At 55.0% G+C, this 16446-nt stretch carries 11 protein-coding genes, 2 tRNA genes and 1 pseudogene; 7 read left to right on the forward strand and 7 right to left on the reverse strand.

Annotated features, from left to right (window positions below; genetic code table 11):
* Positions 1-22 precede the first annotated feature (22 nt).
* Positions 23-1849 carry a translational GTPase TypA gene (typA, locus tag B5F98_RS07150; protein ID WP_087230365.1) on the reverse strand — a complete coding sequence of 609 codons (1827 nt, stop codon included), beginning with the start codon at positions 1847-1849 and terminating at the stop codon, positions 23-25.
* Positions 1850-2093: 244 nt separating this feature from the next.
* Between typA and B5F98_RS07155 the strand changes: the two genes are divergently transcribed.
* Positions 2094-2168: transfer RNA gene (locus tag B5F98_RS07155), tRNA-Arg, on the forward strand.
* Positions 2169-2523: 355 nt separating this feature from the next.
* Here the strand turns inward: B5F98_RS07155 and B5F98_RS07160 are convergent.
* Positions 2524-2910, reverse strand: a pseudogene (locus B5F98_RS07160) (helix-turn-helix domain-containing protein); the annotation flags it as partial.
* Positions 2911-3314: 404 nt separating this feature from the next.
* On the opposite strand from B5F98_RS07160, the gene B5F98_RS07165 reads away from it, so the two are divergent.
* Complete coding sequence (locus tag B5F98_RS07165) at positions 3315-4610, forward strand: AAA family ATPase (RefSeq protein WP_087370886.1); 1296 nt, start codon at positions 3315-3317, stop codon at positions 4608-4610.
* Positions 4611-4623: 13 nt separating this feature from the next.
* Complete coding sequence (locus B5F98_RS07170) at positions 4624-5049, forward strand: hypothetical protein (protein WP_087370889.1); 426 nt, start codon at positions 4624-4626, stop codon at positions 5047-5049.
* A gap of 108 nt (positions 5050-5157) precedes the next feature.
* On the opposite strand, the gene B5F98_RS07175 is transcribed toward B5F98_RS07170, so the two are convergent.
* The gene (locus tag B5F98_RS07175) at positions 5158-5376 is read right to left on the reverse strand and encodes a helix-turn-helix domain-containing protein (RefSeq protein WP_087370891.1); all 219 of its coding nucleotides are present in this window, start codon (positions 5374-5376) and stop codon (positions 5158-5160) included.
* Between the two features lie 205 nt (positions 5377-5581).
* Between B5F98_RS07175 and B5F98_RS12980 the strand changes: the two genes are divergently transcribed.
* Together B5F98_RS12980 and B5F98_RS07180 are read left to right on the forward strand one after the other, a co-directional pair.
* Positions 5582-5648: transfer RNA gene (locus B5F98_RS12980), tRNA-OTHER, on the forward strand.
* A 368-nt stretch (positions 5649-6016) separates the two neighbouring features.
* A complete protein-coding gene (locus B5F98_RS07180; RefSeq protein ID WP_087370894.1) occupies positions 6017-6196 on the forward strand; it encodes a hypothetical protein in 180 nt (59 codons plus the stop codon).
* 73 nt (positions 6197-6269) lie between these two features.
* Here the strand turns inward: B5F98_RS07180 and B5F98_RS07185 are convergent, their stop codons facing one another.
* The 4 genes from B5F98_RS07185 to B5F98_RS07200 all read right to left on the reverse strand — a co-directional run bounded on the left by B5F98_RS07185 (position 6270) and on the right by B5F98_RS07200 (position 10092).
* Entirely contained in the window at positions 6270-6695 is a 426-nt protein-coding gene (locus tag B5F98_RS07185) for an N-acetyltransferase (protein ID WP_055247538.1), read from the reverse strand.
* Positions 6696-6753: 58 nt separating this feature from the next.
* Entirely contained in the window at positions 6754-7077 is a 324-nt protein-coding gene (locus tag B5F98_RS07190; RefSeq protein ID WP_004613237.1) for a hypothetical protein, read from the reverse strand.
* Between the two features lie 522 nt (positions 7078-7599).
* Positions 7600-8910: an MATE family efflux transporter gene (locus B5F98_RS07195; protein ID WP_087370897.1), complete on the reverse strand. Its 1311-nt coding sequence runs from the start codon at positions 8908-8910 to the stop codon at positions 7600-7602.
* Positions 8911-9219: 309 nt separating this feature from the next.
* Positions 9220-10092: a hypothetical protein gene (locus tag B5F98_RS07200; RefSeq protein ID WP_087370900.1), complete on the reverse strand. Its 873-nt coding sequence runs from the start codon at positions 10090-10092 to the stop codon at positions 9220-9222.
* Between the two features lie 144 nt (positions 10093-10236).
* Here B5F98_RS07200 and B5F98_RS07205 point away from each other — a divergent pair, with 144 nt between their 5' ends.
* Together B5F98_RS07205 and B5F98_RS07210 are read left to right on the forward strand one after the other, a co-directional pair.
* Complete coding sequence (locus B5F98_RS07205) at positions 10237-11157, forward strand: PEP phosphonomutase (protein ID WP_087370903.1); 921 nt, start codon at positions 10237-10239, stop codon at positions 11155-11157.
* Between the two features lie 240 nt (positions 11158-11397).
* Positions 11398-16290, forward strand: a complete 4893-nt coding sequence (locus tag B5F98_RS07210; protein ID WP_087370904.1) for a discoidin domain-containing protein — start codon at positions 11398-11400, stop codon at positions 16288-16290.
* Positions 16291-16446 lie beyond the last annotated feature (156 nt).

The raw sequence follows: 16446 nt of genomic DNA on the forward strand, positions 1-16446 counted from the left end.
GTCCCCATTTTTTGAGACGATATTAGGACTTTTTACCCTTCTGGGCCTTCATGCGCTGCTCGTGGTTGAGGATGCGCTTGCGCAGACGCAGGTTCTCGGGGGTGACCTCCAGAATCTCGTCGTCGGCCAGGAACTCCAGGCACTGCTCCAGGGAGAGAATGCGGGGGGGCACCAGGCGCAGGGCCTCGTCGGAACCGGAGGCACGCATGTTGGTCAGCTGCTTTTTACGGCAGACGTTGACGGTGATGTCCTCCATCTTGGGACACACACCTACCACCATGCCCTCATACACGGGCACGCCGGCGCCGATGAACAGAGCGCCACGGTCCTGGGCGGAGAACAGGCCGTAGGCCACGGACTCGCCGGTCTCATGGGCCACCAGGGAACCGGTGTTGCGGCGCTGAATCTCGCCCTTGTAGGGCACGTACTTCTCAAAGACGGAGGCCATGATGCCCTCGCCCTTGGTGTCGGTCAAGAACTCGTTGCGATAGCCGAACAGGCCACGGGAGGGAACCAGGAACTCCAGCTTCATGCGGCTGCCCACGGGGGTCATGGAGAGGAACTCAGCCTTGCGGGCGCCCAGCTTCTCCATGACGGCGCCCACGTTGTCGGCGGGCACGTCGGTGACCACGCGCTCCACGGGCTCGCACTTGACCCCGTCAATCTCCTGGTAGAGCACACGGGGGGGAGAGACCTGGAACTCGTAGCCTTCCCGGCGCATGGTCTCGATGAGGATGGACAGGGACATCTCGCCACGGCCCGCCACGTTGAAGGAGTCGGTGGAGTTCTCCACCTCGGTCACCCGCAGGGACACGTCCTTGAGGGTTTCCCGGAACAGGCGGTCCCGGAGCTGGCGGCTGGTGACGAACTTGCCCTCACGGCCAGCAAAGGGAGAGTCGTTGACGGAGAAGGTCATCTCCAGGGTGGGGGCGGAGATCTTCACAAACTCGATGGGCTCCACGGCGGAGGGGGCACAGATGGTGTCGCCGATGGTGATGTCGCCGATGCCGCTCATGGCGATGATCTCACCGGCGGCGGCCTCGGTGACGGGGGTGCGGGCCAGGCCGTCGAAGGTGTACAGGCTCACGGCCTTGGCCTTCTTGGACTCGTCGGGGTTGTGGTAGTTGCACACCACGATCTCCTGGTTCTGCTTGATGGTACCACGCTCAATGCGGCCGATGGCAATACGGCCCACAAAGTCGTTGTAGTCGATGGAGGAGACCAGCATCTGGAAGGGAGCCTCGGTGTCGCACTCGGGGGCGGGAATGTACTCCAGAATGGTCTCGAACAGGGGCACCAGGTCGGTGCCCACCACGTCGGGGGAGTAGGAGGCGGTGCCCTGACGGCCGGAGCAGAAGAGGGTGGGGGAGTCCAGCTGCTCGTCGGTGGCGTCCAGGTCCATCAGCAGCTCCAGCACCTCGTCCACTACCTCGTGGATACGCTGGTCGGGGCGGTCAATCTTGTTGACCACCACGATCACCCGGTGGCCCAGCTCCAGGGCACGGGAGAGCACGAAGCGGGTCTGAGGCATGGGGCCCTCGGCGGCGTCCACCAGCAGGATGACGCCGTTGACCATCTTCAGAATACGCTCCACCTCGCCGCCGAAGTCGGCGTGGCCCGGGGTGTCTACGATGTTGATTTTGGTATCCTTATAGTGGACGGCGGTATTCTTGGCCAGAATGGTGATGCCGCGCTCACGCTCCAGGTCGTTGGAGTCCATGACACGCTCCACCGTGGCCTGATTCTCCCGGTAGATGCCGCCCTGCTTGAGCATCTCGTCCACCAGGGTGGTCTTGCCGTGGTCAACGTGGGCAATGATGGCTACGTTTCTCAATTTCTCGTTTCGCATCTCTCGTTCTCCTTATTGTCTGGCTGTTTTGCACAGCCCATAAACTACCATGGGAATGTGGACACAATTCCCACATCCGATCAAAACACAGTCACTTATTATATCCCGAAATGTGTTGGATTGCAACGGCAGAAGGGGAGAAAAACCCGCCCGATTCCAGAAAAGTTCTTGTGCCGCATTGACAGTATCGGTGGAATTGGGTAGAATATACCAAGCGGCCATGGGCCGCCGGACAATTGCATAGGCCTCCGTAGTTAAATGGATATAACAAGCCCCTCCTAAGGGTTAGTTGTGAGTTCGATTCTCGCCGGGGGTGCCAAAACAACCGCTGTAAGCCGTTTTTTCGCTGGTTTACAGCGGTTTTTGTTTTAAAGAAAAAGCGTATAGCAAAGGGGGAGTTTCTATTCAATTTTGTTGTATGTTTGCTAATTGGATTTGAACGGTTTACACGCACTTGCTAAGAAAAATCGCGTCCCTGCTAATTCGATTTTTCGGACTCATTTGCTGCCGGGTGTTGCGGAGAGCAGCGCCGCCAGAGTATTTGCCAGTTCCGGCGACTTGCGAAGCTGTTCCACCAGGGCCTCCAAATCCAATGCGGCGGGTGCCGGTTCCTTTTTTTCTTCTGGGGGACGAACCGAACGCAAGTCGGGATTTGCGTAGAAGGCACTCTCAAACTTCTGGGCGTTGATCTTATCCATATCCGGGTTTTCCGTATCTGGACAAGCCGTATCCGGCTCGTCCTCACACGGCTGGCCCGTGTCCGGGGGATGAGGCGTCTCGTAGATGACATACTCCACATCCACGATCTTGCCCTTGCTGTCCCGCAGCCGATTGCGGACTATGTATCCGGCGTGCTCCAGTTCCTTCAGAGCTGATCCAATGCTGTCCGTGCCCTCCTTGCAGATTTTGGCCAGGCCCCTGGTGGTGTAGTTCCAGTCCTCCGGTAAGGACAGCATCATGGAGAGCAGCCCTTTGGATTTCAGCGACAGCCCCGCATTCCGCAGGTGGTGGTTGGACATCACCGTGTAGTCACGGGTTTTCTCAATGCGAAATACCGCCATGGTATCACCTCCTTTCAGCGGTCTAAGAAAGTGTTCGTTTTTGGGGAAAAGACGGCCTCTACGCCGCCCGGATACCCCGGAGGGAAAAACCTATGGGCGGTGGCCTTTTGGCTGACTGCGGAAGAAAAACATGAGATTTTCGACTCCTGTCGGGGCAGTTTTGAGATAATATAGGTTACATAAATTGTGACCACGCTTTATGGCAGAGAATAAAATAAAAGCCATAGGTAAAAACCTATGGGTGACAGATAGTGTATTTTTGTGGAATAAACTATTAGCTGTATTGTTGATTTCGCAAAATATGGTATAATGTACTTGATTATAATTGGATGCTGGTTTTCAAAAATGGAAAAATTTCCTGCGTTTAGCCGCTTATTTATATGACATGAAATGAGGTAAAGCAAATGCATAAACTTATTATTCATAAACTAGGACCGATACGGCATTGCGAATTAACTTGCTCTCAGTTTATGACTTTCACCGGATTTCAAGCCTCAGGAAAAAGTACAATAGCAAAAGCTGTTTATTATTTTAGAACAATCAAAAATGATATTTATTCCACACTTGAAGATATTGCTTTAAGTCTGTATTCCGATTCAGACCAGAATCAAAATATTTCTAAAAACAAATATTTAACAGACTTCCTAAGAGAAAAATTTTTGAGAGTGTTTGGTTCCTCTTGGGGAATGGATAATGATATGTCAATGGAATATTATTTTTCTGAAGACTGCTTTGTAAAAGTCTACCTCAAAGAGGAAAATTTTTATTCCACTCCTAATTATGTATGGATTGAGTTATGCCCCGCCATAACATCTTTTTTGCGCGATAATAGTTTGAGAGTAGATGCTTTGGGTGTTCCTGCGACTGAACGAAAGAGAATTCAGGAAAGACTAGTTCAGCTTTTTAACGATAATTATGAAACAGTCTATATCCCAGCAGGCCGTAGCATGATTACACTATTATCCCAACAAATGAGTTATATTTATACCACCATGAAAGATGCTCAGAAACGAGCGATTGACTATTGTACTCAAGATTATATTGAGAGAATACTAAGTTTGAAATCTGAATTCTCAGATGGATTAAATGGGCTCGCTGCATATGAGGGACCTAAAAACAATATACCCAGATCCGTAACAAGCCTTGCAATGGATCTTGTCCAAAAGGTTTTAAGAGGCAGTTATAGGTTCGCCGATAACGAAGAGAGAATAGTACTGGATAATAACAAGTATGTAAAAATAAACTTTGCATCCTCTGGCCAGCAAGAATCAGTTTGGATCCTAAATCTGTTGTTTTACTATCTTGTTCATGGTACACCTGTAAATTTCATAATTGAGGAGCCGGAATCACATCTTTTCCCAGAATCCCAAAAGTATATAACAGAATTAATCACTTTGATTTTTAATTTGGGCCACTCTGTATTGGTCACTACCCACAGCCCGTATGTACTGGGAACATTAAATAATTTGCTTTATGCTGACAATATTCCGAAGAAGTTGAAAGATACTGCATCATCGATTATTCCTTCCGAATTTTGGATTAATGGCAATCAGTTTTCCGCATGGTTTGTGAAAAATGGTAGCATCGAAGATTGCATAGATCAAGAGATACATTTAATTCAAAATGAAAAACTTGATCAGATTTCTAAAGTGATTAATAGGGATTTTGACAAGTTGTTTGATTTGGAAATGGATGAATAAGAAGGTGTAGAAAATGCCAATTGCGGGATACATGTCCCTTTGTAAAGAAAGAGCTCCCATTATTAGTTCACGAGATAAAGGAGGATCGCAAACACATATAGCGTATAATAGAGGTTCATCCTTTGTGACCCACTATCAAGTCGATGGAGTCATAATAAAGAGTGGAAATAAGTGTGATTTTCTTCTTATTAACGAGGACAAAAAAACAGCCTACCTCATAGAATTGAAAGGCTCAGATTTAAGCTGGGCTGCCATGCAATTGCAGGCAACAGAACAAACATTGTCAGAGCAACTTGCACCGTATCAACCATTGCAATATAGAATCGTTGCTAATAAATGTCGAACTAACGAAATTGAAACGGCGGAGTTCAAAAAATACAGAAAGCTCTGGAAAAAACGGCTTGTTTACAAATCTGTAAAGTATGAGGAAAACATTTAGCTTATATGTATGCTGCAAAAAGCTGTAATCTAACATAGCCTATACTTATATTATTTGCAAATTATATTGTGAGCGCCATAGGTTTGAATCCTATGGCGCTCCTACCTGTTATTCAGTTTCGTCGTCCAGCCCCTCCGTCTTCAGCCAATCCTCAAAGGACTTTCTGGAGATGCGGATCATGTTGCCGATGTGGATCGTCTTGAACGCTCCGGAGTTAGCAAGTTTATAGGCCGTGGCGCGGCCGATACCGAGAATGGCTGCGATGTCATTCACGGTGTATGTTTTGCTTTGGGGCGTTCCTTTTTCGTTGGGTGTGTTGGTGCTCATAAGATTATCCTCCATCTGTGCTAATAGCATTTTGAAATGGTCCCTGGAAGCCCTCTGTCACAAGGGGTTTCTGCTAATACCTTGCTAATACGACATTTGAAAAGCCGTTGTAAGGCAGCATATTTCAGGGGAATTTGTGCAAATTGACCTGCCTCCAGGCAGCACAATTTGAGAAGAAACAACACGGGAAGATATGATATGAACAACTTACGAAATGGTACGCCGTACTCCTAAGCGGTAGGTCGGGTGTTCGAATCACCTCGGGAACGCCAAAAACTCCGCCGGAAAACCCAGTAAAATCAAGGGTTTCCGGCGTTTTTTCATTTTTACGGGAAAAGAGAAAAATCGTGAAATTCACAGATTTTCATTAGCAAATTCTCCGTCAGCTAATGGAAATTAGAACTAATGTCGTCCGCCTTTCAGGTGTACGGCTTGCTAATAAAAATTAGCAGAATTTTTGCCATTTTGCTAATGAAAATGCCCTCTCTGCTAATTGGAGAAAAATCGAGCAAAATTTCTGCTAATGAAAAAGGCGGTTGTTACCCTGTTAATTTGTTCATTTAGGGGTGGCGAGCGACAATCGCACACTACCTCTATGCCCTTTCTTATTATATAATTGCGGTAACAGGAGGTGGTTGTTTTGAAAGAACAGAAATATCATTTATATCTTTCCGATGAAAAATACAGGAGAGTTTTGCAATCACTTATCCGTTTGAAAAACAGCCTGATAGCACAAGGCAGATACACCGATGGAGTTGATGATATTCTCTGCAAGATGATTTCAGCCAAGAAAAGAAAGTTCAAAATCAAATATATCTGAACATAGAACAAGACCGCCTACACAATGTAAGTGGTCTTTGCTAATTTTGAGTAAGTTCGACAAACTGGAATTTCTATTTGTGTTGCCATGTCATTACATAATCTTTTTCTCCGGTAGCCTCATCTAAGCCACTATGCTGAATCTCAAATCCTTCTCTCTTATAAAAAGATATTGCCCGTGCGTTCTTTTGGTATACGTTCAAGTGCAACTTGTTCCTTTTATCCTTTGCATAATTCAGCAGAATTTTACCTATACCCTGCGATTGCATTTCACCAGAAACAAAAATGCCCTCAACATATTCATCATTTAACCCTATAAAACCCTGTATTTCTGTATCATACTCATACACATAAACCTCTGCTAGTAACAACGCTTCTTTTACTGATTTGAAATTGCTTTTCCAGTATTCGGCGGGGATAAAATTATGTGCCTTTATATTTGTATCCAACCATATATCTGCAACTTTATTTATATCATCCCTTTGAAATTCTCTAATCATAACGGTGACGCTCCATAAACTTGAATTTTCCAATTTAACAAACTTGAATTTGACTTGCCTATTTTCTTAAAATCTCATGTGGAGCTTCTATTTCATTTGCCAAGGTATGCTCTGTTAATTCTGACATCAATTTCAATTTTTTATTAATCAATGGTCGCATACAATTAGGAACATGTTCCTGATGCGCTCTGTGGATTGCTACACATTCCTTACAGTTTCCGTGATAACGACAGGCTTTCAGGCAAGGACAGTGATCTTTGTCTTTATACTCCTTACGAAATTCCGCTGCAAATTCTTCTTGCAGTCTCAGCCCCTCGACACGGTTTCCCTTATGAAATTCTACCATTGCATCCAGTTCTTTCTGGTTCCCTTCAATCTTCATGTTATTATAGCGCCTCCATTTCAACTATTCCTCATTTTCTGATAAATTCAAATTTGTCTTTTTCTCTTATACACCAAAACTATGAATATTTCTACCCGCCGTCTATTGACCTCAGTTACGAGGAAAATAGGCGGCTTTTTTTATTTTCAAAAAAATTTTCAAGAAATTTTTGAAAAACACCCCCCAAAAACGCTCTCCCATTTCAAACAAGTGAAGGGGTTAATTCCGAACCACGAAAACGGAAGCCTTTCACTTGAACTTTGACAACTGAATAAGTCATTCACTAAGACTTTATTTCTGATGATTTTAGCCACCTTATCGGGTACGCCGAGACTTCTGCATTGCAGAACAGCGAGAACTCCCGGTATAGGGATAGGAATGATACTGCGAGTTGTTTTTTCATGGGTTCTTCTCCTCCTCTGCTTGTTAGACGTGGACGACCTTCTATTTCATCATTATATACATACAAAGCAGGTGGAGGTGTCAAACTGGGAAGTGGCAATAGTGCTGACGTGTTGCGGGTTAAGCGGGCCGGGGATCGGGAGCACCCAGCCCCTGGGGTCTGCCCAGCACCAGGCCCAGCAGCAGGGTGAACAGCTCGGCGGCGGGGAAGGCCAGCCACACCCCGGTGATGCCAAACAGGTGGGAGAGGAGGAAGGCGAAGGCCACAATGGCCACCACACCCCGGCACAGGGCCAGGATGGAGGACTCTCTGCCCCGGCCCGTGGCGCTATAAAAGCCGGATTTGACAATGTTGGCCCCGGCGAAGAGGAAGCCCAGAAAGTACAGGCGCAGGCCGGGGATGGCGTAGTCGGCCAGCTGGGCGGAGTGCTGGCTGTTGAACACCGCCACCAGGGTCCCGGCGAAGGTGACCACCACGGCCACCACCACGGCGGACACACACAGGCCGATGAACATGGAGTGGCGGTAGATGCGGCTCTGGCCCTGGGTGTCGCCGGAGCCGTGGCAGGCGCTGGCCAGGGGCTGGAGCCCCTGGGAGATGCCGTTGAAGAGGGCGACCCCCACCAGGGCGATGTTGGCCACGATGCCGTAGGCGGCCACAGCCGCATTGCCCGCCAGGTGGAGAAGGATGAAGTTAAAGACCATGGTGGTCACGCCGCTGGACATCTCCCCCACAAAGGCCACCACCCCCAGCTGGCAGGCGGAGAGCAGGCGGCGCAGAGAGGGCAGGGTGGGGGTGAGGCGGATGGTGTTGCGGGGGGAGAGGTAGTGGAGCAGGCAGATGGACATGCTCACCACCGGGGAGAAGCCGGTGGCCAGGGCGGCCCCGGTCATGCCCAGTCCCAAGGGGAACATGAGCAGGTAGTCAAAGAGGATGTTGAACAGGCCGCTGAGCAGAGTGGCGGCCATGGCGATGCGGGGGGCGCCATCGTTGCGCACAAAGGCGGTACAGGTGAAGTTGAGCATGAACAGGGGGGCAAAACACAGCACAATGCGGATGTAATTGTGTCCTACCTGCAAAATGGTGTCGTCCGCCCCCATCAGCCGCAGCACCCCGTCAGGCACGGCCACACCCAGAGCCACAAACACCGCCCCCACCAGCAGGGTCCAGGCGATGGAGTTGGAGAAGTAGAGGTGGTAGTCGGGGGTGTTGCTCCCTTTCCCTAAGGCGTAGCGGGTGGCGGAGCCGATGCCGATCATGGAGCCCAGGGCGAAGATGAGCCCGTAGAGGGGGAGCACCAGGTTCAGGGCGGTGATGCCGTTGGGGCCCTGGGACAGGGAGATAAAAAAGGTATCGGCCAGGATGTAGCAGGAGGTGCCGATCATGGCCAGAATGTTGGGAAGCAGATAGCGTCTGAGCTGTTTTTCCATGTTTCTTTAGTCCTTTCGCACAAAAACTTCATGCGTAAAACACGCACCACGAAAATCAAGCAAGATTAGCTGCGCATGAAGTTTTGCGCAGCATTTCCGGTTGCCCCGAAGGGGCGAGGAAATGGCGCATCTGTTATTTTTGCTATGCTTTTACATAGCAAAATGCACCCTTGTCTACGGCTTCTAAGACCTAACGCCGTAAACGAAGAATGCATTCTACATTCCACTACCCGGTGGCAGTTGATATCCAAGAAAGTATACCCCAGAATGGTGGAGAAGGCAAGGGGGAGTGTGGCAAAATCCAAGGGCTTATGGCTGTGCCAGTTCCACCAAAACGCCACTGGCATCGTCGCTGGGTTTCAGGCGGGGAAATTGGCGCAAGTCCTGGTCTGCGTGTTCCACGGCCCGCAGGCGGGAGAGGAGGGAGGAGAGGCCCTGGGTGCAGGCAGCATGCAGATATTCCTGGGGCCCGGGCTCCAGGTGGTAGCTCTGGTACCCGGCGGCCAGCCCGTCGGACATCAAAAAGACATGGTGTACCCCTTGCCCGGACAGGGAGAGGTGGGCGCCGTACTGGGCCAGCCCGGTGTGAGGGGCCAAAACGGTGTAGCCATCCGGCTGTTCCGGATGGTTTTTCTTTTCCCGGTGCTCCAGAAGCTTTGCCCGCATGGCGGGGCTTTGAATGACCTCGGCGGGTGGTTGCCCGGTGGTGTCAGACAGGTGCATACACAGTTGGATGGCCCGGTCGTCCAAGCGAGAGACCGCCGGATCATGGTACACGCCGCCGTCCCAGATGGCGGTGCAGTCGCCCAGAAGGAACAGCTCTGGGCCACTCTCCTGGGTATTTCGGAAAATAGCCAGGGAGGCGGAGGGCTCATAGGAAAAGCCCCGCAAGTGGTCCGCAATGGGAATGGCCTGGTATTGCTGCTCCACCAGGGCCAGGGCTTGCTCCACCGCCGTGGGAAGGGGAGTGGAGGGCTGCTCTACCTGGGCGAAGGCGTGGGCAAAGGTGTGCACAAACCACTGGGCATCACTTTGAAAGCGGCCCTGCAAATAGGGCACCAACACATTGGGCATCAGGCCCGAGGAGCCATCCAGAAGCATAGCCCAGCGGTTGGGCTGGAGGTGTATGAAATCTTCGTTGACCTTGCGTCCTGTGGAGGACAGAGTGCTGACAACATCCATGGCCAGTACCTCCCTATCGTTTGCTTGTCCGTATTCTACCATGGAAGATGGGGAATGTATAGCGGCTGGAGTGGAAAAAGGGGGCATACACGTTGGGAGAGGTGTGGTATAATAAACGTATCCCAAAGACAAGGAGAGACTGTCATGAAACGACTGCTTGACTGTACCGCCTCGGACTTTCGCACCATGAATAAGGAGGAGCTACTGGCCTCCATTGCCGGCTCGGAGGGCCGGGTGCTGGCCTGCGAGTCCATCGGCTATATCCAGCCCATGCTGGGCAACGTCACCAACGCCGAGTTTACCGCTGCCATGGGGGCGGATATTCTGCTTTTGAACATGTTTGACGTACAAAAACCCGTCATCCAGGGCCTGCCCAAGTGCGAGCCCATGGAGGTGGTGGCCAAGCTCAAGGCCCTCACCGGCCGCCCCATCGGCATCAACCTGGAGCCGGTGGACCAGCCCCTGGAGCAGGAGGAGGGGGACCTGTGGGCCATGACCGACGGGCGGAAGGCCACCCTGGAAAATGCCCGCCGGGCCGCGGACATGGGGGTGAACTTCATCCTCCTCACCGGAAATCCCGGGGTGGGTGTGACCAATGAGGCCATTGTGCGCACCTTGAAGGAGTACAAGGCGGAGCTGGGAGACCGGCTCATTCTGGCCGCCGGCAAGATGCACGCCTCCGGCATCCTCACCGAGGGGGCCGAGCACATCATCACCACCGCTGACATTGACGCCTTCGCCCAGGCCGGGGCGGACATCATTCTGCTCCCCGCCCCCGGCACCGTGCCCGGCATCACCGTGGAGTATGTCAGAGGCCTGGTCACCCACGCCCACTCCCTGGGCTGCCTGACCATCACCGCCATCGGCACCTCTCAGGAGGGGGCGGACGTGGACACCATCCGCCAGATTGCTCTGATGTGCAAGATGACCGGCACCGACATCCACCATCTGGGGGATGCGGGCTACGCGGGCATGTCCCTGCCGGAGAACATCCAGGCCTATTCTGTGGCCATCCGTGGCATCCGCCACACCTATCACCGGATGGCCTGTTCCGTGAACCGCTGAGGGCCACATCCAAAATTTCGGAGAAAAGCGTCGGAGCATGGCTCCGGCGCTTTTTTAGTAAAAAACCCACAAAATGGGGTGTGGGCAATTGGCATAAAAGCGAATTGAAATAAACGAGTTTATATGGTAAAACTGTTGAGAAAGATGGGGGAACCCCCATGAGCGGAGCGGGTACGGGAGCGCGGCAGTGTGGGCGGCTCCGGTACCCCTTATACACGAGAAGGGAAAGGAGAAAGCGCAATGAGACACTTGAGCAAACGCCTGCTGGCACTGGCACTCATCGCCGTGATGCTGTTGGGGATGGTCCCCGCCGTCACCACGGCCTCGGCCCAGAGCGGTACCGCCACCCAAAGCGGCACCAGCCAGGGCGGGAGAACCGTTCTGAACTTCAACAACGACTGGCGATTCTACGAAGGGGACTGGCCGGACGCCGACCAGGTAGACGCCGACGACAGCCAGTGGCTGTACGTCAACGCCCCCCACAGCACCATTCAGTACACCCCCGAGAACTACTACCATGAGGACCTGGGCGTGTTCTGGTATCGTCGCCACTTCACCATGGACCCCGCCATGGAGGGTCAGCAGATCATCCTCACCTTTGAAGGTGCCATGCAGGAGGCCACTGTGTGGCTCAACGGCGAAGAGCTGGGCGTCCACCAGGGCGGCTACACCGAATTCGCCTTTGACATCTCCGACCAGGTGAAGTTTGACGGGGAGAACGTGCTGGCGGTGAAGCTGGACACCCGTCCCAACACCTCCTTCGCCCCCGGCAAGACCAACCCGGACTTCCAGTACTTCGGCGGCCTGTACCGGGACGTGTATGTCACCGTCACCGGGGACGTGCACATCACTGACGCCATTGAGTCCGACACCGTGGCCGGTGGCGGCGTGTTCCTCACCGCTCCCAGCGTGGCCAAGGATTCCGCCACCGTCAACGCCAAGACTGAGGTGGAGAACAGCGGCTCTGCGGACACTTCCGTGACCATGGTCACCGAGATCGTGGACGGGGACAGCGTGGTGGCCTCCAAGGAGGACACCCAGACCGTGGCCGGTGGTGAGAAGTACTCCTTCAGCCAGGACCTCACCGTGTCCAACCCCCGCCTGTGGTCGGTGGACACCCCCGAGCTGTACACCGTGCGCTCCATCCTGAAGATGGACGGCACCGTCATCGACACCGTGGAGACCACCTACGGCATCCGCAAGGTGGAGTGGAAGCGGGACGGCTGCTACATCAACGATGAGCGCGTGGAGCTGGTGGGTACCAACCTCCACTCCGAGACCTACATGCTGGGCAACGCCCAGAGCAACGACTCCATTTTTGAAGATGTGAAGCGGCTCAAGGAGTACGGCTTCAACTTCATCCGCATGAGCCACTACCCCCACGACCCCGCCTTCTATGAGGCCTGCGACCGCTACGGCGTGGCCGTGCTGGACTGTCTGGCTGGCTGGCAGAACTACAGCGATTCCGAGGCCTTCAAGAACAACACCTATGAGCAGATGCGGGATCAGATGCGGGTCAACCGCAACCACTGCTCCGTGGTGGCCTGGGAGCCCAGCTTGAACGAGAGCTCCTTCACCACTGCCTGGGCCCAGAACATGCACAACCTGGTGAAGGAGGAGTACCCCGAGGTGGGCGACTCCAAGGCCTACACCAGCGGCTGGATCAACTGGAACGTGTTTGACATCGGCGTGGGCACGCCCCAGGCCAACGTGGTGGGCGACGCCTCCAAGTATTCCGACAAGCCCGTCATCGTCAGCGAGTACGGCGACTGGAACTTCGGCGGCTTTGACTCCACCACCCGTGTCACCCGGGAGCCCAAGCACTACTCCGACGCCGAGGGCGGCGATAAGGGTATGCTCACCCAGTGTGACAACATCCAGTCCTCCTTTGCCTTTAACCGCGGCCAGTCCTGGTACGGCGCCACTGCCTACTGGGATTACGCCGACTACGCCGGATTTGACGTGGACAAGCTCACCTTCTGCGGCGTGGTAGACGTGGCCCGCATTGCCAAGCACGGCGCTTACTTCTTCCAGTCCCAGACCGATCCCAACCTGGATATGTCCAAGTACGGTCTGGACACCGGTGCCATGGTGTACATCGCCAACACCTGGGCCAGCGATTCCCCCGACCAGGTGCGGGTGTACTCCAACTGTGACGAGGTGGAGCTGTATCTGGACGACCAGCTCATCGCCCGTCAGACCCCTGACACCCAGATGTGGGCTCCCCACGGTGACACCGACAACCCCACCGGCTACCCCACGGCCGACTCCGGGGCCTACGTGTCCACCGAGAATCTGGCCCATCCCCCCTTCACCTTTGATCTCAGCGGCTACACCCCCGGCCAGGGCACCCTGAAAGCGGTGGCCTACCTCAACGGTGAGGCCGTGGAGACCTACATCCGTCAGGCCCCCGGCACCGCCTCCCAGATCACCCTCACCGCCGAGAACGACGAGGCCCTGAAGCTGGACGGCAGCACCGCCAAGCTGGTGTGGGTGGACGTGCGGGATGAAAACGGCACCGTGGTCAACACCGCCGACCACACCATCAACTTCACCACTGAGGGCCCCGGTTTTGTCATCGGCGAGAAGGCGGTCCAGGTGCGGGGCGGTCAGTGGGCCGTGTGGGTGCGCTCCACCCGTGGCGAGGGTGACATCACCCTGAAGGCTACCTGTGACGGGCTCACCGCCGCCACCATCACCATTCCCACCCAGACCGTGGAGGGCCTGCCCGAAGTGCCCGAGGGCGGCGACGCCGACGAGACCGGCTTTGTGCATCCCGAGCCCCCCGCCGCTCCCGTGAACATTTTCCTGAACAAGACCGCCTCTGCCAGCTCCATCAACATCAACGCCCAGGGCGAGGAGAAGGCGGAGTGGGCCAACGACGGCGACACCTCCACCAAGTGGTGCGCCAAGAACCCCAGCCCCAGCGATGCCTTCGGCACCCACTGGTGGCAGGTGGATCTGGGCCGCAGCTACACCGTGGAAGAGATGGAGATCATCTTTGACGCCGCCGGCAACTGGAAGTACCATGTGGCCGTGTCCGATGACCCCCACTTTGAGGGCTACACCATCCCCGACGACGGCATCCTCACCACCACTGCTGACCGCACCACGGTGACCGTGGGCCAGCAGGGCCGCTATGTGCGCGTCTACCTCAACTGCCCTGCCAATAACCTGTGGCCCTGCCTGCGGGAAGTCAGCGGCACCGGATACACCGACAACGTGGCTCTGAACAAGACCGCCAAGGCCTCCTCCGGCTCTGAGGTCGCTCTGGCCGTGGACGGCAACGTGGACACCTTCTGGAACTCCGGCGCCATGAGCCCCGCCTGGTATCAGGTGGACCTGGGCCAGGCCTACCAGCTCTCTGGGGCCTCCCTCACCTTCGCCTGGGCCAATCCCGGCGACACCGGCGGAATCCCCATCCGCCACTCCTTCACCATCCAGGGCTCTCTGGACGGTACCACCTGGTATGACATGGCCACTTGGTCCGACATGGACCAGGGGGACAACAACCCCAACGTCACCGCCACTGTGGAGCTCGACGGTGCTGCCCGCTACGTGAAGGTCAACAACCTGAAGGCCTACAAGGGCGGCACCTCCAACCAGTGGGCGGAGATCGCCGAGCTGGAAGTGTACGGCAAGGTTCTGGGCGAGGCCATCCGTCTGGACTACGGCGCTCCCACCTCTGCCACCTCTTCTGCTGAGGGCTCTGACCCCGCCTACGGCAACGACGGCGATCCCGCCAAGTACTGGATTCCCGCTGCGGACGACCAGGCTCCTGCCTGGCAGTTCGACTCCGAAGGCCTGTACAACATCGCCGCTGTGTCCCTGACCTGGAACAACGACGGCACCCACAAGTACGCCATCGACCTGTCCACCGATGGCCAGAACTGGACCACCGCTGTGGACCATCTGGCTAGTGGCGTGGCAGGCACCACCACCAACGACGCCCTCAGCGGCCTGACCCGCTATGTGCGCATCCGCCTCACCGCCGGCACCACCGACGGTCTGTGGATCAACTCCACCGGCTTTGCCCTGGGCACCGCCCTGGAGGCGGTCTCTGTGGCCGACCAGCAGGGCGTGACCGCCGCCGTGGGCACCGCCTTTGATCAGCTGGGTCTGCCCAGCACCGTCCTGGCCACCCTGGACGGCGAGATTCAGACTTCCCTGGCTGTGACCTGGAATAAGGAGGGCTATGACCCCGCCTCCACCCAGGCTCAGACCATCACCGGAACCCTCACCGCCATCCCCGGCGTCACCGTGCCCGATACCCTCACCGCCTCCGTCATCGTGACCCTGGAGGGCAGCGCTCAGGAGGCCAACAAGGTTCTGCTGCAAAAGACCTATGACTACGCCGTGACTCTGGACACCACCGGTGTGGTGCAGGCCGCTGTGGACGCATTCCAGAAGGCCCTGGACGAGGCCAAGGCCGTGCTGGACAACCCCAACGCCACCCAGGAGCAGGTGAACACCGCTTGGGACAACCTGCTGGAGGGCATCTGGGCTCTGGGCCTGACCCAGGGCGACAAGACCATGCTGGAGCTGCTCATCGCCCGTGCCGACGACATGGTGGCCAACGCCGACAAGTACGTGGAAGCCAACTGGCAGCAGCTGGTGGACGCTCTGGAGGCTGCTAAGACCGTGATGGAGGACGGCAACGCCCTGCAAAACGACGTGGATAAGGCTGCCGAGACTCTGCTGAATGCCATTCTGGCCCAGCGCTTCAAGGCGGACAAGTCCATCCTGGAGGACCTCATCGGCAAGGCTGAGGGCATGGACCTCTCCAGCTACACCGCTGAGTCTGTGGCCACCTTCCGCATGGCTCTGGCCAACGCCCAGGCCGTGATGGCGGACAACAGCCTCACCGAGGACGATCAGGCCAAGGTCAATGACGCTGTGGCTGCTCTCACTTCTGCCATGGACGGCCTCACCGCCGGTGGCGCTCCCGAGACCACCGACAAGCCCGAGACCTCTCAGGAGCCTGAGACCACTGACAAGCCCCAGGCCACTGAGAAGCCCGAGAACGTGCCTCAGACGAGCGATTCCGCTCAGCTGATGGTGTACGTGGCCGCTCTGGCCGCCGCTGCTGTGCTGATGGGTATCACCGTGGTGGTGCGCCGTCGCCGCAGCTAATCTCCAATCAAGCAAAAAAGTACGGTCAGCGAGAGCTGGCCGTACTTTTTTGCTGTTTTTGAGTTTCGATAGGTAAGTGCTGTCTTCTCCGATATCTCGGTTCAGGCTTGCCAGCCTGGCGGGGACGCTCCGCTGGGCCCGATTTCTCCCCGATGA

The organism is Pseudoflavonifractor sp. An44 (assembly GCF_002161675.1).
In the GTDB taxonomy this organism is placed as follows: domain Bacteria; phylum Bacillota; class Clostridia; order Oscillospirales; family Oscillospiraceae; genus Enterenecus; species Enterenecus faecium.